This is a genomic window from Vreelandella songnenensis (assembly GCF_003002925.1).
GTDB lineage: Bacteria > Pseudomonadota > Gammaproteobacteria > Pseudomonadales > Halomonadaceae > Vreelandella > Vreelandella songnenensis.
Genome location: NZ_PVTK01000001.1, coordinates 236600 through 257983, shown reverse-complemented (window position 1 = coordinate 257983; position 21384 = coordinate 236600). Strand labels below are relative to the sequence as shown.

Annotated in this window: 18 protein-coding genes; 14 read left to right on the top strand and 4 right to left on the bottom strand. The window is 62.6% G+C overall.

Annotated elements, in window-relative coordinates; translation table 11 throughout:
• Positions 1-78: 78 nt before the first annotated feature.
• From B0H98_RS01220 to B0H98_RS01210, 3 genes are read left to right on the top strand one after another with little or no spacing between them, the layout of a single operon-like run.
• Complete coding sequence (locus B0H98_RS01220) at positions 79-1302, top strand: TolC family protein (RefSeq protein WP_208623566.1); 1224 nt, start codon at positions 79-81, stop codon at positions 1300-1302.
• Positions 1283-3496 (top strand): type I secretion system permease/ATPase, encoded by a 2214-nt coding sequence (locus B0H98_RS01215; RefSeq protein ID WP_106373251.1) that lies wholly within the window; start codon positions 1283-1285, stop codon positions 3494-3496. Before B0H98_RS01220 ends, B0H98_RS01215 begins: the two co-directional genes overlap by 20 nt.
• A complete protein-coding gene (locus B0H98_RS01210; protein WP_106373250.1) occupies positions 3486-4664 on the top strand; it encodes a beta-barrel domain-containing protein in 1179 nt (392 codons plus the stop codon). The genes B0H98_RS01215 and B0H98_RS01210 overlap by 11 nt, the downstream gene beginning before the upstream one ends.
• A 57-nt stretch (positions 4665-4721) precedes the next feature.
• Here the strand turns inward: B0H98_RS01210 and B0H98_RS01205 are convergent, their stop codons facing one another.
• Complete coding sequence (locus B0H98_RS01205) at positions 4722-5903, bottom strand: alpha-hydroxy acid oxidase (protein WP_106373249.1); 1182 nt, start codon at positions 5901-5903, stop codon at positions 4722-4724.
• 114 nt (positions 5904-6017) lie between these two features.
• Here B0H98_RS01205 and B0H98_RS01200 point away from each other — a divergent pair, with 114 nt between their 5' ends.
• From B0H98_RS01200 to uxuA, 8 genes are all read left to right on the top strand, one after another.
• The gene (locus B0H98_RS01200; protein ID WP_106373248.1) at positions 6018-6764 is read left to right on the top strand and encodes a GntR family transcriptional regulator; all 747 of its coding nucleotides are present in this window, start codon (positions 6018-6020) and stop codon (positions 6762-6764) included.
• Entirely contained in the window at positions 6761-7972 is a 1212-nt protein-coding gene (manD, locus tag B0H98_RS01195) for a D-mannonate dehydratase ManD (protein ID WP_106373247.1), read from the top strand. The genes B0H98_RS01200 and manD overlap by 4 nt, the downstream gene beginning before the upstream one ends.
• Before the next feature lie 30 nt (positions 7973-8002).
• On the top strand, positions 8003-9025 hold the full coding sequence (locus B0H98_RS01190; RefSeq protein ID WP_106373246.1) for a Zn-dependent oxidoreductase: 1023 nt from the start codon (positions 8003-8005) through the stop codon (positions 9023-9025).
• Between the two features lie 91 nt (positions 9026-9116).
• The gene (locus tag B0H98_RS01185; RefSeq protein ID WP_106373245.1) at positions 9117-10085 is read left to right on the top strand and encodes a TRAP transporter substrate-binding protein; all 969 of its coding nucleotides are present in this window, start codon (positions 9117-9119) and stop codon (positions 10083-10085) included.
• 122 nt (positions 10086-10207) lie between these two features.
• Entirely contained in the window at positions 10208-10789 is a 582-nt protein-coding gene (locus B0H98_RS01180; protein WP_106373244.1) for a TRAP transporter small permease, read from the top strand.
• A 2-nt stretch (positions 10790-10791) separates the two neighbouring features.
• Positions 10792-12075 (top strand): TRAP transporter large permease, encoded by a 1284-nt coding sequence (locus tag B0H98_RS01175; RefSeq protein WP_106373243.1) that lies wholly within the window; start codon positions 10792-10794, stop codon positions 12073-12075.
• A 2-nt stretch (positions 12076-12077) separates the two neighbouring features.
• Positions 12078-13547, top strand: a complete 1470-nt coding sequence (locus tag B0H98_RS01170; protein WP_106373242.1) for a mannitol dehydrogenase family protein — start codon at positions 12078-12080, stop codon at positions 13545-13547.
• Positions 13548-13558: 11 nt separating this feature from the next.
• Entirely contained in the window at positions 13559-14737 is a 1179-nt protein-coding gene (gene uxuA / locus B0H98_RS01165) for a mannonate dehydratase (protein WP_106373241.1), read from the top strand.
• 74 nt (positions 14738-14811) lie between these two features.
• Here the strand turns inward: uxuA and B0H98_RS01160 are convergent, their stop codons facing one another.
• The 3 genes from B0H98_RS01160 to B0H98_RS01150 are packed head-to-tail and all read right to left on the bottom strand — an operon-like array spanning position 14812 to position 17840.
• The gene (locus B0H98_RS01160) at positions 14812-15780 is read right to left on the bottom strand and encodes a 2-hydroxyacid dehydrogenase (RefSeq protein WP_106373240.1); all 969 of its coding nucleotides are present in this window, start codon (positions 15778-15780) and stop codon (positions 14812-14814) included.
• A gap of 39 nt (positions 15781-15819) precedes the next feature.
• On the bottom strand, positions 15820-16785 hold the full coding sequence (locus B0H98_RS01155; protein ID WP_106373239.1) for a sugar kinase: 966 nt from the start codon (positions 16783-16785) through the stop codon (positions 15820-15822).
• A gap of 8 nt (positions 16786-16793) precedes the next feature.
• Positions 16794-17840 carry a LacI family DNA-binding transcriptional regulator gene (locus tag B0H98_RS01150; RefSeq protein ID WP_340162370.1) on the bottom strand — a complete coding sequence of 349 codons (1047 nt, stop codon included), beginning with the start codon at positions 17838-17840 and terminating at the stop codon, positions 16794-16796.
• 154 nt (positions 17841-17994) lie between these two features.
• Between B0H98_RS01150 and B0H98_RS01145 the strand changes: the two genes are divergently transcribed.
• The 3 genes from B0H98_RS01145 to B0H98_RS01135 are packed head-to-tail and all read left to right on the top strand — an operon-like array spanning position 17995 to position 21341.
• Positions 17995-19512, top strand: coding sequence for an amidase (locus tag B0H98_RS01145; RefSeq protein ID WP_106373237.1), 1518 nt, complete (start codon positions 17995-17997; stop codon positions 19510-19512).
• 33 nt (positions 19513-19545) lie between these two features.
• Complete coding sequence (locus B0H98_RS01140; RefSeq protein ID WP_106373855.1) at positions 19546-20355, top strand: methyltransferase domain-containing protein; 810 nt, start codon at positions 19546-19548, stop codon at positions 20353-20355.
• Entirely contained in the window at positions 20352-21341 is a 990-nt protein-coding gene (locus B0H98_RS01135) for a methyltransferase (RefSeq protein ID WP_106373236.1), read from the top strand. Before B0H98_RS01140 ends, B0H98_RS01135 begins: the two co-directional genes overlap by 4 nt.
• Positions 21342-21384: the final 43 nt, after the last annotated feature.

Sequence of the window (21384 nt, the reverse complement as noted above, 5' to 3'; positions counted from 1 at the left end):
AGTTCAACAAGTAAAAAAAGGAGGTGGATTCGACAGGTTGGCTGGCTGTTGTGTCTTGCGCCGCTTTCAGCGGCAGGCATGACGCTTGATGAAGCGGTACGCCGGGGGCTTTCGATCAATCCGCTGGTCGCCCAGGCTGAACAGGAGTTGGCAGAGGCAGCAACCGAAGTGGATATCGCCCGGGACGGCTACTGGCCAACGGTGGGCCTGTCTGCCGGCCCCGAGAATTTCTCGACGAGTAACGTTGGTTATGATCTGACCGCACGCCAGACGCTCTACGATTGGGGGCGGGTAAGCAGCCAGGTAGATGGCGCCTCGGCGGCCTTTCGCCAGTTTGAAGAAGAGCTGGTGCTCGTCTCTCAGGAGGCGGCACTGGATATCGCCGAGGTCTATCTCGATGTGCTCAATGCCCGGGAGCGTGAAGCGGTCGTAGATCGGCACATCGAAGCGTTACAGCGTATCGAGCGGCTGGCGGATTCGCGCAGCCAGGTGGGTTATGCCGACCGTACGGAAAGCGACCGGGCAGCGTTGGAGCTGGCGCGTGCCCGTGAGCAGGCGGCCCTTGAAGAAGGAACACGACGCGACGCGGTGCTGCAGTTTCGCAGCCTGGTAGGCAGCGCCCCGAGTGACCTGACGCTACCGGCGCCGCCGGCGCTGACCGCTGTATTACGAGAATCGCCCGAGCTTCTGGAAAGCGTGATTATCGCCTCTCCTCAGTTTCGTCAGGGGGAGGAGCGCGTGGCCCAGGCACGCGCAGATAGTGCAGAAGCACGCGCGGCGCTCAAGCCTCAGCTCAACCTGGAAGGGTCGGTGTTGCGACGCGAGATCGGCGGCACCATGGAAGATGATGCCGTATTGGCGCTGCGACTCCGCATGGACACGTTTCAGGGCTTTTCCAACGTGCGCCGCACGGAGTCTGCTCAGCAGCGCGTGGAGGCCGCGCGGTGGGGAGTACAGGTCGCCAGGCGCGACCTGAGCCGCTCGCTCACCTCGCTGATCGAGAGCCATGAGGCGCTTGGCTGGCGCCAGGAGGCGTTGGAAACGCAGCTGCGCAATGCGGGCAACGTGGTAGAGGTTTACGAAGAGCAGTTCTCCATCGGGCTGCGTGACGTGTTCGATCTGCTGAGCCTGCAGCGCGACGCCTTCGAGGCCGAACGCCAGTTGATCGACCTCAAGACCGAACGGTTGCGTATGCAGTTTCGGGCGGCCGCGCAGCTGGGGCTGCTTGATAGGCTCATGAACGCATCACAAAACGAGGTAGAGCACCTCCTAAGGACGGCGCATGCGCGCAGAGAAGAGTAGCGGTGATGAAAGTTTAGCTGAAAAGTCCGACACGCCGCCTGACCCTGCGTTTGATCCAGGCATCGCAGGCGAAGCGTTCAACGATGGCCTGGCGCTCTTGTGCCGTCAACTGGGTCGGCCGACTACCCCGGTAGAGCTGACCGACGGTTTTGCGCTGGAGCAGGGGCGCTTGCCTCTTGGTACGGTGCCCCGCGCCTTGAAGCGGGTCGGCATGGCCGGGCGGGTGGTCGAGCTCTCGATCCAGCGGCTTTGCCAGGGGCTGCTGCCGGCCATGCTGCTGTTGGAAAACGGAACGGTATGCCTGCTGGTCGAGCAGCACGGGGAGGACGTGGTGATCCTCGTTCCGGAAAGCGGTGATGGTCAGGAGCGCCTGCCTCTCAAGGCGCTTGCTGCGCGTTATACCGGCGTGGCGGTGGTGGCCAGGCAGGTTTACCGCGCCGACAGTCGCGCCGGCGGTTTCGCCCGTGAGCGCAAGGAGCACTGGCTCAAAGGGCCAGTGCGCCGACAGTGGAAAACCTACATGGAGGTAGGGGTTGCCGCCCTGATGGCGAACCTGCTGGCGATTGGCACGGCCATTTTTGCCATGCAGGTCTACGACCGGGTAGTGCCCAACAATGCCATTGATACGCTCTGGATCCTGGCCAGCGGCGTGGCACTGGCCGCCACGCTCGAGTTTGTTCTGCGCGTCTTGCGCGGGCGGCTGATCGACACCACGGGCAAGCGGCTTGACCTTAGCCTCTCGTCCCGCCTGTTCGAGCAGGTCATGCAGCTGCGCCTGGCAGCCAAGCCGGGTTCTACCGGCGCTTTCAGCAGCCAGCTGCGCGAGTTCGAATCGGTACGCGAATTCTTCACGTCCTCGACCATCGGCGCGATCAGCGACCTGCCTTTCGTCATTCTCTTCATCGGCGTGATCGCCTATATCGGCGGGCCGATTGCCTGGGTGCCGCTGGCGGCGGTCATCTTGATGGTGCTGCCTGGGCTGCTTGCTCAGCCGCGCCTTGCCGCCTTGGCGCGCCAGAACCTGCGCGAGGGTGCCATCCGGCAGGGGGTGGTGCTGGAGACGCTGGAAAATCTTGAAACCGTCAAGACCACGCGGGCGGAAGGGCGCCATCTGCGCATCTGGGATTCGCTTTCGGCAGAGCTTGCCGATGCCGGCGTGCGCATGCGCTCGCTCGGTTCCATGCTCAGCTTCGGTGCCGCCTTTGTGCAACAGCTTTGCTATATCGGCGTGGTGATCGTCGGGGTCTATCGCATTGGCGCGGGGGAGCTGACGGTAGGGGCCTTGATCGCTTGCACGATTCTGGCTTCGCGCACCATTGCGCCGATGAGCCAGGTCGCCGGTATTCTCACGCGCTGGCAGCACGTCAAGGTGGCGCTGGAGGGCCTTGACGACGTCATGAAGGCGCCTGTGGAGCGACCCGAAGGGCGCAATTTTGTTCACAAGGCCACCCTTGCGGGAGCCTATGAACTCGAGGGGGTAAAGCTCAGCTATCAGCAGGATGGGCCGCCGGCGCTGAACATCGAGGCGCTGAATATCGCCGCTGGCGAGCGCATTGCGCTACTGGGCGGCAACGGGGCGGGCAAGTCGACGCTCCTGCGGCTGCTGGCGGGGCTAAGCGATGCCGATACCGGTCAGATCCTGCTTGATGACGTGAATATTTCCCAGCTGGAGCCTGCGGACAAGCGCCGTGCCATCGGCTATCTGCCTCAGGATATCGCGCTTTTCTATGGCACCTTGCGAGAGAACCTGATGCTGGATGGGCAGGTTCACAGCGATGATACGCTGCTCGCGACGCTGGAGTCCGTGGGGCTTGGCAACTTCGTTGGCCGCCACCCGCATGGGCTCGATCTGCCCATTCAAGGTAGCGGCAGCCTTTCGGGCGGCCAGCGTCAGGCTATCGGCCTTGCCCGGCTGCTGCTTCAGGACCCGCGCATCGTGCTGCTCGACGAACCCACGGCCGCTTATGATCAGGCCAACGAGCGACGTGTGATTCAGACGCTCAGCGACTGGCTCGAGAACCGCACGCTGATTCTCTCCACCCACAAGTCTTCTCTGCTGGCGCTTACCAAGCGGGCCGTCGTGCTCAGCGACGGGAGAGTGGCGATGGACGGGCCAGTGGAAGGCGTAGTCAGCGGCAATCAGGTCAAGGTCCCCGCCAGAAAACCTCAGGGAGTGCGCCGCCGTGACACCTAGTGAAACGATCCGCCGAGAGCTTGGCGACCCGCGCCTGACGCTGACGCCACGCCGCAGCCACGTCATCTTGTGGGTCAGCCTTTTCGCGTTTGCCGCGTTCATTGGCTGGGCTGCCTGGGCCACCATCAACGAAGTCACCAAAGGCGATGGGAAGGTGGTGCCCTTCACGCGCCTGCAGACCATTCAGAGCTTCGAGGGCGGTATTATCGCAGAGCTGCTGGTCGGCCGTGGCGACCGGGTGGAGGTCGGCCAACCCCTGGTGCGCCTGGACGAGACGCGCTTTCGCAGCGCCTATCTCGAGACGCAAAGCCAGATCGAGGTGCTCCGGGCCGCCATTGCGCGTCTGGAGGCGGAAGTGCTCGAACTAGGGGAGATCGAGTTCCCCGAGGAGATGGACCCGGAGGGTGACCTTGCCCGCTCGGAGCAGGCGCTGTTCACCGCCCGGCGCGGGCGTCTGCGTGAAGCGCAGAGCTCGATGAATGAAGAGATCGCGCTGGCGCGGCGCCAGTTGGCCCTGGTGGAACCGCTGGTGCGCAGCCGCTCGGTCAGCGAGATGGAGTCCTTGAAGCTCAGCCAGACCATTGCAGGCCTTGCGGGCAGGTTAGCGGAGCTGCGTAATACCTACGTGCAAGAGGCCTATGCAGAGCTTGCCACCAAGAAGGCCGAGCTGAGCACACTCGAGCAGATCATGCTGCAGCGGCGCGACCAGCTCACGCGCACCGAGATCCGTTCCCCGGTTCGCGGGCGGGTCAATGATATTCTCGTGACGACGCTGGGCGGGGTGATCCAGTCCGGCGAGCCGATCATGGAAATCACGCCTATTGAAGACCGGCTATTGATTGAAGCCCGGGTCAAGCCTCAGGACGTCGCGTTCGTGGCGCCGGGCATGCCGGCAAGCGTCAAGATCACCGCTTACGACTACACCATCTATGGCGACCTCAAGGGCCGGGTCGAACAGATCAGCGAAGACACCATCGAGGAGGAGACCCCGCGTGGTACGGAAGCCTTCTACGAGGTATTGATCGTCACCGATGAAACTCACCTGGTACGCCACGGCGAAACCCTGCCTATTCGCCCCGGCATGCGCGCGAATGTGGATATCCAGACCGGTGAACGCTCGCTGTTGAGCTATCTGCTGAAGCCGCTCATCAAGGCGCGGCTGTATTGACCTGCACGTGTCCGCCCCACTTCGATAGCGGGGCGGTACTGCTATAAAGCCGTACGGCTATAGAGACGTGCGGCGCCTCAAACAGCCTGCTTCGAGCTCGTCCAAGCGACTGTAGCCCAAAAGCCCAAGCGTCGATTCCATCTCCTTCTTGAGCAGCGCAAGTGCATGCGCAGCCCCAGCTTGCCCGCCGGCTGCCAACCCGTAAAGCGTGGCTCTCCCAAGCCATACCCCGTCAGCGCCGAGTGCCAGCGCCTTGATGATATCGGTACCGCGGCGAAAGCCACTGTCCACGAACAGCTCACAGCGCTCGCCAACGCAGGCCTTTACCTCTGACAGGGTGTCCATGGGCGAAAGCGAGTGGTTGAGCTGGCGCCCGCCGTGGTTCGACAGCACGAGGGCGTCTATGCCCAGGCTGGCGGCGTGCTCTGCTTCTTCCGGCGCCAGAATTCCTTTGAGGATGATCTTGCCCGGCCACAGCTCGCGCAGCCAGGCGATATCTTCCCAGTTGAGCGAGGGATCCAGCTGTGGGCCGATGATCTGCGAGGCGCCCTGAGCGTTGCGCTTGTCCGGCGGCAGCAGGTCGTCCAGGTTCTTGAACGTGGGCAGCCCGTCAGGCCACAGTACATCCTTCATCCAACCGGGTTTGGTCAGCAGATGCAGCAGGTTGGCAAGCGTGGGCTTCATCGGGCGGCGGAAGTTGCGCACGTCCCACTCGCGATTACCGTAAATGGCGCTGTCCGTGGTGACCACGATGGCGTCAAAGCCCGCCTTGGCGCAGCGCCTGATCATCGATTTGACGAAGTCGCGGTCGCGATAGAAGTAGATCTGCATCCAGGCCGTGAGCCCTTCAATGGCGGCGATATCTTCAAGGCGTGTGGTGGACACGCTGCTGAGTATGAAGGGGATGCCTGCATCGCGGGCGGCCCCGGCGAGCTTCAGGTCACCCTCCCGGGTGAGCATGCCATTGAATCCGGTTGGCCCAATCGCCAAAGGCATCTGAAACGTGCCGCCCATCAGCGTCGTGCTCAGATCCCGCACGCCCACGTTCGTCATGGTCTTGGGTTTGAACAGATACTGGTCGAACACCGCACGGTTATGGCGCAGCGTGTGTTCGTCGTCGCTGCCACCATATACATACTCGAATACGAAATTGGGCAGTCTTTTTTTGGCGATGCGTTCCAGGTCTTCGATATTCAAGGCTTTTTTGTAATTCGAGCCGGTATAAAGCTGGCGTTTCATGATCGGTCACCTTCAACCAAAGTATAGCGTGGCGGGGCTTTTGTTTGTCTCGCCATACTACCATACTAGTTATATCAGTTAAGGGCCCAGGCCCCTTCACCCAGGCTGCTGCAGATGAGCAACATCAATACCACGTTACATGCGCTATGGCAGGAGACGCCAGAGACCGAATCGGTTCGCCAGCGGCTTTACCATGTGCTGCGTCAGTCGATCATCCAGATGGTGCTGGCACCGGGCAAGGCGCTTTCTGAAAAGGAAGTGGCAGATGCCTTTTCAGTCAGCCGCCAGCCGGTGCGCGAGGCGTTCATCCGTCTTTCTGAAGCGGGCCTTGTCGAGGTTCGGCCCCAGCGCGGCACCTACGTGGTGAAGATTTCCCAGCGTGCGGTGCTGGAGGCGCGCTTTGTACGCGAAGCGGTGGAAGTTGCCGTGGTGCGCCAGGCAACGGCCAAGGGGCTGGCACCGGAGGTGCTCGACGAGCTGCATGATCTGCTGGAGCGCCAGCGCCGCTGCATCGAACCCCACGACACCATTCGTTTCTATCGTCTGGACGAGCGCTTTCACAAGACGCTGTCGCTGGGCGTTGGCCAGCAGGCCGCCTGGAAAGTCATCGAAGAGGTGAGGGCGCAGCTGGACCGCGTGCGCTACCTGAGCGTGCCCGACACCACGCCCATCGCCCGGCTGATCGATCAGCACGCCGATATCATGGCCGCCATCGAAGCCCGCGACGTGGCCCTGGCCGAGCAGGCCATGCGCCGCCATCTGCGCGAGATATTTGTTTCCCTTCCCGACCTAGTCAAGCGGTTTCCCGAGATGTTCGACGCTCAGGAAACGGTATCCCTCATTGAGGAGGCAACCCCATGAAGATCGAACACGCCTATACCATTGTCACCTCGCCGGGGCGCAACTTCGTCACCTTGAAGATCGTCACCGACGAAGGCACCTACGGGATCGGGGATGCCACGCTCAACGGCCGGGAAATGGCCGTGGTGGCCTATCTGGATGAGCACGTGATTCCTGCGCTGATCGGTCGTGATCCGCAGCGCATCGAAGATATCTGGCACTACCTGTATCGCGGCGCCTACTGGCGGCGCGGGCCGGTCACCATGAGCGCGATTGCCGCCGTGGACATGGCGCTTTGGGACATCAAGGCGAAGCTTGCCGGTATGCCGCTTTACCAGCTTCTGGGCGGCAAGAGCCGCGAGCGCGTGATGGTGTATGGCCATGCCACGGGGCGCGATATCGAGTCGTGCCTTGAAGAGGTCGCCCGCCATGTCGACGAAGGCTACAAGGCGGTGCGCGTTCAGGCCGGCGTGCCGGGTATCGCCAGCATCTACGGCGTGGCCAAGAAAGATGGCGAGCCCTACGAGCCTGCGGATGCCGATCTGCCCGCCGAGCATGTGTGGAGCACCAGCAAGTACCTGAACCACGTGCCCAAGCTGTTTGCCGCCGTGCGCGAGCGCTTCGGTGATGACCTGCATATTCTGCACGACGTGCACCACCGTTTGACGCCCATCGAGGCTGCTCGCCTGGGCAAGGAAGTGGAGCCTTATCACCTGTTCTGGCTCGAGGACTGCGTACCGGCGGAAAACCAGGAAGCGTTCGGGCTGATACGCCAGCACACCACCACACCGCTGGCGGTAGGCGAGGTGTTCAACAGCATACATGACGCCAAGGCGCTGATTGAAAACCAGTGGATCGACTATATCCGCGCCACGCTCACTCACGCAGGCGGCATCACCCATGTGCGCCGAATTGCGGATCTGGCAGGGCTTTATCACGTACGCACGGGTTTCCACGGACCGACGGATCTGTCGCCGGTGTGCCTGGGCGCGGCGATTCACTTCGACACCTGGGTGCCCAACTTCGGTATTCAGGAGTACATGCCGCACACCCGCACCACCAACGAGGTGTTCCCCCACGACTACCGCTTCGAGGATGGCCACTTCATCGTCGGTGAAACGCCGGGGCACGGCGTGGATATCGACGAGGAACTGGCCAAGCAGTACCCCTACAAGCGCGCGAGTCTTCCGGTGAACCGGTTGGAAGACGGCACCCTCTGGCATTGGTGATCTAAAGAACGGGTAAGGAGTCTTGCATCCATGAAAGCATTTCAGGTCAATGCGCCTCACGACTTCAAGGTCGCCGAGGTTGACGTTCCCACTCCGGCGCCAGGCGAGGTGCTGGTACGCGTGGCGTTCGCCGGCATCTGCGGCTCGGACATGCACATCATCCACGGCGACAACGCCTTCGTACGCTTTCCACGCATCACCGGCCACGAGTTTGCCGGCGTTATCGAAGCGCTGGGTGAGGGCGTACCGGACGTGAGCGTCGGTGATCGTGTGTGTGTCGATCCCGTCATCAGTTGCGGCACCTGCTATCCGTGCCGCATCAACCGGCCCAACGTGTGCAGCGCGCTGGAAGTGATCGGCGTGCATCGCGACGGCGGTTTTGAGGAGTTCGTCTGCGTGCCGGCGGCGAACGTGCATCAGGTGCCCGAGCATATTGCGCTGGACGCCGCCGCACTCGTCGAGCCTTACACCATTGCCGCCAACGTGCTGGACCGCATGCAGCCGCACCGCGGCGACCGGCTTCTGATCCTGGGCGCCGGCATGATCGGCATGACCATCCTGCAGATGGCCCGCGCCATGGGCATCGACGAGATCATCGTCACCGATGTCATCGACGAACGTCTGAGCGCGGCCAAGGCGCTGGGGGCGACCCACGTGCTCAACAGCCGCACCCAGGATGTCGAAAAAGAGATTCTGGCGCTGACCGAAGGCGAGGGCGTGCCGCTGATCGCCGATGCCGCCTGTGTGCCTGCGCTGCTGCCTCAGATGCTGCGCCTGGCCTCCCCGGCTGGCCGTATCGGCCTGCTCGGCTTCAGCGTACAGCCAAGCGATTTGATCCAGCTTGAAGTGATCAAGAAAGAGCTGACGCTGGTCGGCTCGCGGCTCAATAATCGAAAGTTTCCGGAGGTGCTTGCACTCATGGCCAGTGGCAAGCTGGACCCGTTGGCGTTGGTGAGCCACCGGTTACCGCTAGGCGAGATGCCCGATGCCATCGAGATGCTCGATCACCGTCCTGAAGAAGCCCGCAAGGTGCTGATTCAGATCAGTAGCTGAGGGTGCCTTACCACGCCATCTCACTAACCTGTGTCAAAACAGTCAAGCACGACTAACAATCAACAACGCAAGAAGTGCAGGAGCGATCAACATGATCAAGAAGCTATTAACCAGTGCGGTACTTGGAACGGTTCTTCTCAGCGCGCAGTCGGCGCTGGCCGCCGACTACACGCTGCGCTTTGGCCACCTGGCCAACGAGCAGAACATCTGGCACCAGGCTGCCGAGAAGTTCAAGGAGGAAGTGGAAGCCAACTCCGACGGGCGTATCGAGGTTCGTCTTTACCCCAGCGAGCAACTGGGCAGCGAAATGGATGTGATCAACAGTATCCAGCTGGGCACGGCGGACATGACCATCACCGGGGAGAGCCTGCAGAACTGGGCGCCCAAGGCCGCCATGATGGCCGTCCCTTACGCCTTCCGCGATTCCGACCACCTGCACGCCGTGGTCAACGGTGATATCGGCGCTGAAATCGAGGAGCAGATCACCGAGCGTACCAATCTGGTACCGCTGGCCTGGTTCGAGCGCGGCGCCCGCGAGCTGACCTCCAACCGCCCGATCCGCACGCCAGAAGAGCTGGACGGCCTGCGCCTGCGCGTACCTAACGTACCGCTGTTCGTGGATACCTGGCAGGCCATGGGCGCACGCCCGACGCCGATGGCATTCAGCGAAGTGTTCACCGCGCTTCAGCAGAACACCCTGGAAGGCCAGGAGAATCCGCTGAGCCTGATCGAGAGCGCGAGCTTCAACGAGGTGCAGGACTACGTCAACATGACCGGTCACGTGCGCAGCTGGATCTACGTGGTGATTGGCCGCAACCAGCTGGAAAACATGCCTGAAGATCTGCAGCAGGTGGTGCGCGACGCGGCTGACACCATGCAGGCTTATGAGTCCGAGCTGTTTGTCGAGGATCAGAAACGTCTGGAACAGGCCCTCCAAGAGCGTGGCATGGAGTTCATCGAGGTGGATGTAGATGCCTTTGCCGAAGCGGCTCGCCCGGCGGTACTGGAAGCCTTGACGCCTGAACAGCGCGAACTGTTCGACGCCATTCAAGACCTGTAAGACCGTTGGTAACGACGATGGGCTGGCCGCAGGCCGGCCCATCGTCAGTTTGCAAGCTTTGTCTGCAAGAGCTGTCTGCAAGTTATATTTGCAAACGCAGTCTGTCCCACGAGGATACGTTTATGAGCTCGGATCAAAAAACGCTTGAGCAAGAAGCGCTCGACAGTCTGGATGCGATGTCGACGGTGCCCAAGCTGCAAGGCCCCCTCGGGCGCCTGATCGGCTGGGTGGATACCTGTTTTCTGACGCTTGCCGTGCTGGCGCTGGTCGCCATTGCGGGTACGGTGCTGCTTCAGGTGTGCTCGCGGCTGTTTCTGCCGATCTCCATTTCCTGGACCGAAGAGCTTTCGCGCTATCTGTTCATCTACATGGTGGCGCTGTCGGTGGGCGTGGTCATGCGTCAAAACCGCAATATCAGCGTCGAGCTTTTCCATCATATGCTTGGCCCGCGCATGAAGGCGGCGTTCCAGGCGTTGATCTGTCTGATGATTGGGGTGTTCGCCTTCATGGTGCTGCCCTACGCCTGGCAGTATGCCCAGAACGGTACCTGGCAGACGTCCCCCACGCTGCGCGTTCCCATGCTGTATATCTTCTTCTCGACGGTCGTCACCTATGCGCTGCTCCTGCTCTACAGCGCCCTGGGGTGTCTTGAGGGAATCCTCGCGATGTGTCGCCCCTCCGCCCCCCGTGAACAGGAGTCCTGAGCATGGAAGTCATCATTTTATTCAGCGTTTTTCTGATACTGCTGGTGGTGGGCATGCCCATCGCCTTTGCGCTCGGCATCGCCTCCACTGCTTATCTGCTGATGGAAGGCATTTCGCTGACCATCGTGCCCCAGCGCATGTACGCGGGCATCGATACCTTCGTTCTGCTGTGTATTCCGGGCTTCGTGCTGGCCGGTAACCTGATGAACGTGGGCAATATCACCGAACACATCGTGCGCTTCTCCAACGCGCTTCTGGGCCATATCCGCGGCGGGCTGGGCCTTGCCAACGTGGGGGGCTCGATGATCTTTGGCGGCATTTCCGGCACCGCCGTGGCGGATTCGGCGAGCATCGGCTCGGTGATGATTCCCGGCATGGCGCGCTCGGGCTACGACAAGCCGTTTGCCGCCGCGGTCACCGCCGCGTCATCCACCGTCGGGCCGATCATTCCGCCTAGCGTGCCGATGATCATCGCGGGTTCCCTGAGCGGTATTTCCGTAGGCCGGATGTTCCTGGCCGGCGCCGTGCCGGGGCTTCTGATGGGCCTGGCCATGATGATCACGGTGTACATTCTGGCCGTGCGCCGCGGCTACCCCAAGGAGAAGCGCGTGCCGGTCCTGCAGCTTCTGCGCGAAGCCAGAACCGCGTTCTGGGCGCTGCTGATGACCGTGATCATCCTCTACGGCATCATCGGCGGCTTCTTTACCCCCACCGAAGCCTCGATCGTCGCCTGCGTCTACGCGCTGGTAGTGGGCATGTACGTCTACAAGGGCCTCACCTGGCTCAAGCTGCCGGGCATTCTGGTCGACACCGTGCTGACGTCATCGGCGCTCTTGTTGATGGTGGGCCTGGCCAACCTGTTCGGCTGGATCCTGACCAGCGAGCAGATCCCGCAGATGATTGCCACGCTGATTCTCTCCATCAGCGAAAACCCGCTGATCGTGCTGCTGATTCTCAACCTGATTCTGCTGTTCGTCGGCGCCTTCATGGAAACCATCGCCGCGCTGATCATTCTGTTCCCGGCGCTGGTGGGTGTGGCGACCGGTGTGGGCGTTGACCCGGTGCACTTTGCCGTGATTGCCGTGCTCAACTTGATGATCGGTTTGACCACGCCGCCGGTCGGGGTGTGTCTGTTCGTGGTTGCCGGTATCGGCAAGCTGCCCATGCTGACCGTCGCCCGCGCCATCGTGCCTTTCTTGCTGTGCAACCTGGCGGTACTGATGTTGGTGACCTATGTGCCGGCCATCTCGCTGTGGCTGCCCAATCTGCTGATGGGGAGTAACTAGCCGTGAGTACCCAACGCATCGAGGCCGCCGCAAACAGCGGCCAGATCGGCATCGTTCACCTGGGCCTGGGCGCGTTTCACCGCGCCCACCAGGCGGTCTATCTCGAGCGCTACCGCCAGCGCAGCGGTGACGGTGAGTGGGGCGTGTGCAGCGCCAACCTGCGTGCCAGCGTCGAGCTGGTGGATAGCCTGAAAGCCGAAGGCTATCGCTACCACGTGGCGGAATATGCCGACAGCGAAACGCTGACCCTGCGTGAAATAGGCGTAATCGAAGAGACGCTGTTCTCGGGACGCGATGGCTCAAACCGCTGGGGGCGGGATAGAGACGCGCTGCTTGCTCGAATGGCCTCACCTGCGACGCGCATCGTCACCCTGACCGTGACCGAGAAGGGCTACTTTCTGAATCCGGCCAGTGGCGAGCTGCGCCTGGAAGACCCCATGGTAGCGGGGGACATCGCCTCTCCTCAGGAGCCGCGCACCGCCCCCGGCCTGCTGGTGGAAGCGCTGGCCCGGCGTCACGCCTCGGGCGTGGCGCCGTTTACCGTGCTGTGCTGCGATAACATGCCCCACAACGGTGCGCGTACCCGTAAAGCCGTGGTCACGCTTGCGCAACAGCGCAGCGCTGCGCTTGCCGAGTGGATCGATACCCAGGTGGCGTTTCCAAGCTCCATGGTCGATCGCATCGTGCCGGCCATGACGGATGCCGATTTCGAGCGCCTGGCGGCGCTGGGCGTCGATGACCCCAACGCCGTCGTGGGCGAGGCGTTCTCGCAGTGGGTAGTGGAGGATCACTTTCCCGCCGGGCGGCCAGCCTGGGAAGCCGACGGCGTGGAAATGGTCGCCGACGTGGCGCCGTTCGAGACCATGAAGCTGCGCATGCTCAACGGCAGCCACTCGCTGCTGGCTTATCTAGGCGCCTTGGACGGCATCGAAACCGTGTATGACGCTATCAACCAGCCGGCCCTGCGCGCGCTTTTGCGCCGCTATATGCTCGAAGAGGCCGCGCCGACGCTGGAGATGCCTGAAGGTACGGATCTTGAAGCGTACGCGGATTCGCTGCTGGCACGCTTTACCAACGACAGCCTGCGCCACCGCTTGCAGCAGATCGCCATGGACGGCAGCCAGAAGCTGCCCCAGCGCTGGCTTGGCGGTGCGCTCGAGCGTACCCGGGCAGGCCTGGCGTCCCCCTGCACCGCACTCGGCGTGGCGGCCTGGATTCGCTACACCGCCGGACATGACCTGAACGGTCAGACCTACCCGGTGGACGACCCGATGGCCAAGCGGTTTGCCGAGCTGCATCATGCTCACGGCAACGCGCCGTCGGCGTTGATCAATGCGTTTCTGGCGCTCGATGACGTCGTGCCGCCTGCGCTTGCCGCCAGCCAGCCGTTTGCTGACGCGGTGCTTGCGGCCTACCGCACGCTATCTACCGATGGGCTGAGTGGCGCACTGGCGGCGCTGGCCAACGAATAGGGAACCGCTTTATGGAACATACCTGGCGCTGGTTCGGGCCGAAGGATCCGATCCAGCTTGGCGAGATTCGCCAGACCGGCGCGACCGGCATTGTCACCGCGCTTCACGACGTCCCCAACGATCAGGTCTGGCCGATCGAGGCGATCAGCGAGCGCAAGGCGATGATCGAGGCGGCGGGGCTCAGCTGGTCGGTCGTGGAAAGCGTGCCGGTGCACGAGGCGATCAAGCAAGGCCTGCCCGAGCGCGACGCGCTGATCGAAACCTACTGTCAGACGCTGCGCAATCTTGCCGCCTGCGGGATCGATACCGTGTGCTACAACTTCATGCCGGTGCTCGACTGGACGCGCACGGACCTCACCCACGCGCTGCCGGACGGCGCTCTGGCGCTGCGTTTCGATCAAACCGCCTTTGCCGCGTTCGATCTCTATCTGCTCGAACGCCCCGAAGCCGAGGCGGAGTACAGCGAGGAAGACAAGCGTGCGGCGCAGGCGTACCTGCACACCCTGGATGAGCCTGGCCGCGACAAGCTGATCAATACGCTGATTGCCGGGCTGCCCGGCGCCGAGGAGCACTACACGCTGGCACAGTTCCGGGAAGTGCTGGCCGGTTACGCGGGCATTGATGCACCCAGGCTTCGCGAGCATCTGGGGTATTTCCTGCGCGCGGTGATTCCGGTGGCACAAGAGGTAGGGATTCGCATGGCGATTCATCCGGATGACCCGCCCCGCCCGCTGCTCGGGTTGCCCAGGGTGGTCTCGACCCGGGAAGATGCCCAGTGGGTGGTGGACTGCGTGCCAAGCCCCGCCAACGGGCTGACCTTCTGTACGGGTTCTTACGGGGTGCGTGAGGACAACGATCTGGTCGCCATGGCCCGCCACTTTGCCGCGCATATCCACTTCATCCATCTACGCGCCACCAAGCGCGAAGCGGACCCGCGCTCGTTTTTCGAAGCGCCGCACCTGGCCGGCGACGTGGATATGGTTGGTGTCATCCAGGCACTGGTGGACGAGGAGCGCCGCCGGGAACAAGAGGGCGGGGCGCGCCTGCCGCTGCGCCCGGACCACGGCCACCAGCTGCTGGACGACCAGGCCCGCACCACCGCCCCCGGCTACCCGCTTTACGGGCGAATGCGCGGGCTTGCCGAGCTGCGAGGGGTAGAGCTTGCGGTGCGGCAGTTGACTGCCAAGTAAGCCAAGCATTAAGAAGCCCCGCCGATAACTGCATCGGCGGGGCTTTTTGCTTTATCCGTGTTGGTGGTAGCACGTTATGCGATTTCATTTACCGCATTGATGGGCTCTTCACCCTGTAGTGCCAAGCGGAGGTTGTCCACGGCACGCTGGGCCATGGCCTGACGCGTTTCATGCGTGGCAGAAGCAATATGCGGTAGTGCGACCACATTCGCCATATGTGGCAGGGGCGAGGAGCTGGGCAGTGGCTCCTGCTCGAAGACATCCAGCCCGGCCGCCTTGATCGTACCGTTCTCGAGCGCTTCGATGAGCGCTGCTTCATCGACTACCTTGCCGCGGGCAATATTGACGAAAATGGCAGACGGCTTCATCAGCGAGAACTCGCGCTTGCCGATCAGCTTTTCCGTCTCCTGGGTGAGCGGAACGGTAATGCATACGTAGTCGGATTCGGCGAGCAGTGTATCCAGCTCACAGCGCTTGGCGCCTAGCTCCTTTTCAAGCGCCGGCTTGGGGGAGGCGTTCGAGTAAAGAATGGGCATGCCAAACCCCAGCGCGCCGCGTCGTGCAATGGCGGCGCCTATGCGCCCAAACCCGACCATACCCAGAGTCTTGCCGTGTATATCACTTGAGAAGAGTTCCGGGCCGATGCTCGACTGCCATTTACCCTGCTTGACCACTTCGGCAAGCTCGACCAGGCGTCGGCCTGCGGCCATGATGAGGGCAAAACCCAGGTCCGCCGTGGTTTCAGTGAGTACGTCCGGCGTGTTGCACAGCAGGATGCCGCGCTTGGTCAGCTCATCGACGGGAATGCTGTCGTAGCCCACGGATACCGTGGAAATCACTTGGAGTGCTGGCGCGGCGTCCAGCAGTTCCGGCGTGACGGGCAGGCCCGAGCCGATGATGCCATGAGTCTTGGCAAGCACCTCGCGTACCTCCGCCCGGGAGATATCCAGCGAGCCTGAGTGCTCCAGCAGGGTAAAGTGCTCGGCGAGTTCCGCTTCCTGTCGGGCGTCTAGGCGCCCCATTACCATGATGCTCTTTTTCATGCTCTCTCCTGTCGGCGTGGGTCTTGTCGATGTAAGCCGTTAACGCTCGAGCGATTCGAGCGTGGCGCGGTCGGGCAGGCCTTCCATGTCGCCCACCACCTGCACGGCCTGGGCACCTACCAGATTGCCACGCTCGAGCGCCTGGCGCGGCGCAAGGCCATCCAGTAAAGCACTGATGATGCCCACTGCAAAGCCATCGCCGGCACCCACGGTGTCCACCACGTTGGCAACGGGCTGGCCGGGCACCAGAAAGCTCTCCAGGGTGCCGTCAAGGTTGCCGCGGTAGTAGCTGCCTTCTGGGCCCAGCTTGATAATCACCGCCTTGGCGCCGCGCTCGAGATAGAAGTCGGCTATCGCCTCGGGTGTTTCGCCGCCGGTCAAGAGCCGGCCTTCGGAAAGCCCTGGCAGTACATAGTCGGCGTGGAGTGCCAGCTCATTCAAGGTATCACGCATGACCGCCTCGCTTGGCCAGAGCGAGGGGCGCAGGTTGGGGTCGAAAGAGACGCTGACGCCGCTTTCCCGCGCCGTCTGCATCAAGTGGCGTGTCAGTTCGAGGGCGCTTTCGGAGAGCGCCGGGGTGATGCCGGTGGCGTGCAGGTGCGTGAGTCCCTGAAAATCGATGTCCGCGGCGTCCTCGATACTCAGGTGGCTCGCCGCGCTGCCGCGCCGGAAGTACTCCACCTTGGGGTCGGCGCCGTTCTCGGCGCGCTCCTTGAACATCAGCCCGGTAGGGTGCTGGGGATCGAGATGGATATAACGCTCGTCGATTCCCTCGGCTTTCAGGGCTTGCTGGATAAACCGGCCCAGGCTGTCGTTGCCTACCCGGCTCAGCCAGCCTACGTGAAAACCCAGGCGGGAGAGGCCGATGGCGACGTTATTATCAGCACCCGCCAGGCGGCGGTGAAAGCTCTCGACCCCGGAAAGTTCTCCGGGTGTATTGGCCACCAGCATGGCCATGGCTTCGCCGAAGGTGAGAATGGCGGGAGACGACGTTTTATGGGACATGGGCGTACTCATGGGTTGTTTGCTTGTTCGGGCGTAAATGATGAAAGGGTGGGTGAACGCTGCGTGCTGCCGCGCGCGAGCAGTCTGGGTGCGTGGCGGTGGATGACGGTAGCGGGTGTTGTGCCCTTGAGCTGATTGAGCAGGCAGGTTACCGCGGCGGCGCCGATGGCATCGGTTGGCTGGGCGAGGGTAGTGATACCGGGGGCGATCAGCGCACACCAGTCGAGCTCATCGATACCCATCAAACCGACCTGCCCCATGGCAAGCCCGAGGCGCTGAAAGCCGCGCGCAAGCGCCAGCGTCACGTTACCATTGCCGCACAGCACGGCTGTCGGACCCGCGGACTGGGCAAAGGCTTTCAGGGTGGGCATCACCGCCTCGAGTTCGAGGCTATCCAGCAGCAGCGTCCGGCGAGTCAGCCCGCGCGGGCGCGCCTGCTGTTTGAAGCGAATGAGTCGCGCCTGGCGAGTGCTGGCCTGAGTGGGGGATTCGCTGACATACAGCACCGAGCGGTAGCCCTGCAAAGCCAGATGATCCAGCGCCATATCGATGGCCTGCGCGTTGTCCAGGCCGATCACGTCAGCCTTCAACTGATTGACTTCACGATCAAGCAGCACCAGCGGAACGCCGCTGTGCATCAGCGTCTGCAGAGGCGCTTCCGGCTGGCCCGAGGCGTTGATGACCAACCCTTCCACCTGATAGGCCGCAAGCGTTGCCAGCTGGGTCTGCTCGAGTGCCGGGTCGTTATCGGTATTGCACACGATCAGCGAATAACCCTGGGCGCGCGCCGCCTGCTCGACGCCGTGCACCAGCGCCACGGAAAACGGGTTACGGATATCGGCGACCAGCATGCCCAAAAGGCGCGAGCCGCCGCCTTTCAGGCCACGTGCCATCAGGTTGGGGCGGTAGCCAAGCGTGTGCGCGGCGCGTTCGATACGCTCGCAAAGCGCAGGCGAGAGCTTGTTACGCTCAGTGCCGAAAAAGCGCGAGACGCTGGATTTGGACGTTTCTGCCAGCGTGGCGACTTCGATCAGGGTGGCGCGAGACGGCGACAAGGGCGTGATATCCGTTCATTGCAGTGAGTTGGGAACGTTCCCATTAACGTTTCACGTTAGAGGTTTCGCCCTTTAAAGGCAATATCGCCAAAAGTGGTAGATTGAACTCGCCTTGCCCCCGCGTATGCTGGAGAAAAAGAAAAAGGGAGCTGCCATGAGATGCGACGAGTATCAGCGCTTTGATGCCACGGGCCTTGCCGAGCTGGTACGCCGGGGCGAGATAAGCCGGGAGGAGCTTCTGGAAGCCGCCTTGAACGCTATCGAGCGGCGCAATAAGGCTCTGCACGCAGTGGTCAGGCTGCGCGCCGAAAAGGCTCGGCTTGAGAGCCGCCAGATGGCGGATGATGCGTTCTTTGCTGGCGTCCCGACGCTTGCCAAGGATCTGTTGATGGGGCTGTCGGGCGAGCCTTTAACATCGGGAAGCGCCGCGCTAATGAGCTGGTGCGCCCTCGAAGATGCTCCGCTGATCACCCGTTCCCGTGCGGCAGGACTGGTGATCGTCGGGCAGAGCGTCACGCCGGAACTTGGTTTAATGGGTATTACCGAGCCCAGGGCCTTCCCGCACCCGGTCAACCCCTGGCGTGAAGGCTATTCGCCGGGCGGCTCGAGCGGCGGAGCGGCGGTGGCGGTGGCCAGCGGTATGGTGCCGCTGGCATTGGCGGGCGACGGCGGCGGCTCGATCCGCATACCTGCCAGCTACTGCGGCCTGTTCGGTTTCAAGCCTTCTCGGGGGAGAGTGCCGCTGGCCCCGGGGGTTGGCGAAGTGTGGCAGGGGGCCGTGATCGAGCACGCCATTACCCGCAGCGTGCGCGACAGCGCCGCACTTCTGGAACAGATCAACGGCATGACGCCGGCAGGCCCTTACCCCGTTCTACGCGAGACTGGCTATCTGGCAGCGCTTGCATCCCCCGCCAAGCCCCAGCGCATTGCCCTGTCGCTTGGCGAACCGCTGGGGCGCAGCCTGGGAACCCGGGTCAGCGCCGAGGTCCGTGCAGCCGTTGAAAAGACGGCAGCTTATCTGGCCGATATGGGCCACGAGGTTGAATGGTGCGACCCTCCCGTGAATGGTGAGGCTCTGGTGGAAAGCTATCTGACGCTTTATCTAGGCCATCTGGCGGCGGATCTTGAGTGGATAAGCCGTCAGACCCACACGCCTGTGCATCGGTTGGCGATAGAGCCGTCCACTCGCGCCATCGGCCGGCTGGGTGCAAGGCTGTCGGCCCGGGCCTACGAGCTGGCCAAGCGGGAATGGTTCGTGGCTGCCGGGCAGATGAGTGACTTTCATCAGCGTTATGATGCCTTGGTGATGCCCGTCACGGCGGATACCGCGCCGCGGCTGGGTGAACTCTACCCATCGGGCGCACGCGAGAAGCTGATGGGGCTTCTGGCAATACCCGGCGCGGCGTGGCTGGCGCTGAAGGGGGGGCTGCTCAAGCGCATGGCCGCGGACGCCCTGAGCCGCACGCCGTTCACTCAGCTTGCCAACTTTACCGGCCAGCCGGCCATGTCGGTGCCAATGCATATTGGCGCCAACGGCCTGCCGATCGGCGTGCAGATAGTTGGCCGCCTTGGTGAAGATAAACAGCTGATGCAGCTGGCGTTTGCCCTGGAACAGCAGGAAAACTGGCAGATGCACCTGCCCCGGCAAGCGTTTCGCGTTCGAGAAGGGTAAACTACGCGCTTTTGCATGAGCGATGCGCGTGGCATGCCAACCCCTTATGAATTGACCCATGCAGGTGATCGTTACTTCGATGGCCTGGTCGACAAGTTTTCCCGCTCGCTTTATCAGGCGCCGCGCGGCGAGCTGCGCCTTGCCATGCTCGATTACCTGCTACCGCAAATGCTGCGCCTGGATCAGCAGAGCGTACTGGATATTGGCGGCGGACTTGGCCAGCAGGCGGCCTGGTTTGCCGAGCGCGGCCATTCGGTCACCATGGCCGAGCCTTCCATTGACATGCTCGACTACGCCCGCCAGTGGCACCGTGAGGCGAAGGGGCTTCCCCATGAGGCGATTCGCTACGTGAACGCGCCGCTGCAGGCGCTTATTGATGAAACCCCTGGGCCTTGGCCGATGATTACTTGCCACGCCGTGCTCGAGTGGCTGGGCGATCCGCGTGCGGCCATTGCCGTTCTGGCCGACCTGCTGGCCCCGGGTGGGCAGCTCAGCCTGATGGTATTCAACCGCGATGCGTTGCGCTTTTCCAATGCCGTGAAGGGCAATCTGGAAAAGGCGCTGAGCGACCGCCTGGAAGGAATGGGCAAGCGCCAGCGGCTGACGCCGATATCGCCGGTCACCCACGCACAGATCGAGGCGTGGGGCGCGGAAAACCAACTGGTGATCACCGAGGTAGCGGGCATCCGCGTGTTTCAGGACTACCTGCGCCATCCGCCAGCCAGTGACGGCGAGCGCGAGACCCTGCTGGCTCTGGAAAAACAGTACTGCCGCCTTGATCCCCACTGGCGGCTGGGCCGCTATCTGCTTTATACGTTAACCAAATCGGAGGCCGTCCAATGAGCGCGCAACTACCCGCCTGTCAACTGCTGGAGCGCCAGCAGAGCGACTACACGCACCACTTTGCCATCGCGCCGCCGCTTGATACCTGGCTTGTGGAGCACACGCTTGGCGCGGTAAGCGGAGATCTCAACGTGGTCGAGGCCTGGGACGAGCGCGGCAAGCTCGCCAACAGCCCGTTTGCGCTTTCGGCCTCTTTTGATCGCGCGGTGCTGTTCTGGCCCAAGGCGCTGAAGCTGGGCATCTGGTGGGTAGAGTGGCTGTGCGAGACGCTGCCCGAGGAAACGTCGCTCGAGATCGTCGGCGAACACAACGGCGGCATCAAGCGCGTGCCCAAGGTGCTCGAAGAGCTGGGCATGGCCTGCGACAAGCTGGATAACGCTCGGCGCTGCTCGCTTTATGCCACGCGTACGGTAAAAAGAGCGAGTGACGCCGTGCAGGCCGCTTGGCAACACTTCGATGCACTGGGTTTGACCCTGGTCAGCCATCCTGGCGTGTTTGGCCACGGCAAGCTGGACGAAGGCACGCAGCTTCTGCTGGAAAGCCTGGCAAGCAGGTTACCCAAGGTGCCCAGGCGAATACTCGACATGGGTTGCGGCGACGGCATCATCAGCGCCTGGCTTGCAAGCAAGGGTCATACGGTCACCGCCGTGGACGTCAGCGACTTTGCGGTGGAAGCTACCCGGCGCACGTTAGCGGCCAACGCGCTGGAAGGACGCGTGCTGCAAAGCGATGTGTACAGCGCGCTTGATGGCGAGACGTTCGACCTGATCATCAGCAACCCGCCGTTTCATCAAGAGCGCGATGTAAGCTACGGCCCCAGCCAGCGCTTGATTCAAAAAGCGCCAGAGCAGCTGGCTAGAGGCGGGCAGTTCATCATCGTCGCCAACGGGTTTCTGCCGTACCCGGCGCTGCTCGAAAGCTCTTTTGGCAGCTTCGAGGTGTTGGCCGATAACCGCCGTTTCCGGGTGTATGCTGCCAGCAAGTAACCAGTGTTCAGAGACGCTGCTTCGCTAGTAATACGTGCTTGAG

Bases quoted from the DNA above. Each gene is read 5' to 3' on its own strand.
- B0H98_RS01220 (WP_208623566.1), top strand. From the start codon at position 79: ATGACGCTTGATGAAGCGGTACGCCGGGGGCTTTCGATCAATCCGCTG.
- B0H98_RS01215 (WP_106373251.1), top strand. From the start codon at position 1,283: ATGCGCGCAGAGAAGAGTAGCGGTGATGAAAGTTTAGCTGAAAAGTCC.
- B0H98_RS01205 (WP_106373249.1), bottom strand. From the start codon at position 5,903: ATGAAACGCCAGCTTTATACCGGCTCGAATTACAAAAAAGCCTTGAAT.
- B0H98_RS01200 (WP_106373248.1), top strand. From the start codon at position 6,018: ATGAGCAACATCAATACCACGTTACATGCGCTATGGCAGGAGACGCCA.
- manD (WP_106373247.1), top strand. From the start codon at position 6,761: ATGAAGATCGAACACGCCTATACCATTGTCACCTCGCCGGGGCGCAAC.
- B0H98_RS01190 (WP_106373246.1), top strand. From the start codon at position 8,003: ATGAAAGCATTTCAGGTCAATGCGCCTCACGACTTCAAGGTCGCCGAG.
- B0H98_RS01185 (WP_106373245.1), top strand. From the start codon at position 9,117: ATGATCAAGAAGCTATTAACCAGTGCGGTACTTGGAACGGTTCTTCTC.
- B0H98_RS01180 (WP_106373244.1), top strand. From the start codon at position 10,208: ATGAGCTCGGATCAAAAAACGCTTGAGCAAGAAGCGCTCGACAGTCTG.
- B0H98_RS01175 (WP_106373243.1), top strand. From the start codon at position 10,792: ATGGAAGTCATCATTTTATTCAGCGTTTTTCTGATACTGCTGGTGGTG.
- uxuA (WP_106373241.1), top strand. From the start codon at position 13,559: ATGGAACATACCTGGCGCTGGTTCGGGCCGAAGGATCCGATCCAGCTT.
- B0H98_RS01160 (WP_106373240.1), bottom strand. From the start codon at position 15,780: ATGAAAAAGAGCATCATGGTAATGGGGCGCCTAGACGCCCGACAGGAA.
- B0H98_RS01155 (WP_106373239.1), bottom strand. From the start codon at position 16,785: ATGTCCCATAAAACGTCGTCTCCCGCCATTCTCACCTTCGGCGAAGCC.
- B0H98_RS01145 (WP_106373237.1), top strand. From the start codon at position 17,995: ATGAGATGCGACGAGTATCAGCGCTTTGATGCCACGGGCCTTGCCGAG.
- B0H98_RS01140 (WP_106373855.1), top strand. From the start codon at position 19,546: ATGCCAACCCCTTATGAATTGACCCATGCAGGTGATCGTTACTTCGAT.
- B0H98_RS01135 (WP_106373236.1), top strand. From the start codon at position 20,352: ATGAGCGCGCAACTACCCGCCTGTCAACTGCTGGAGCGCCAGCAGAGC.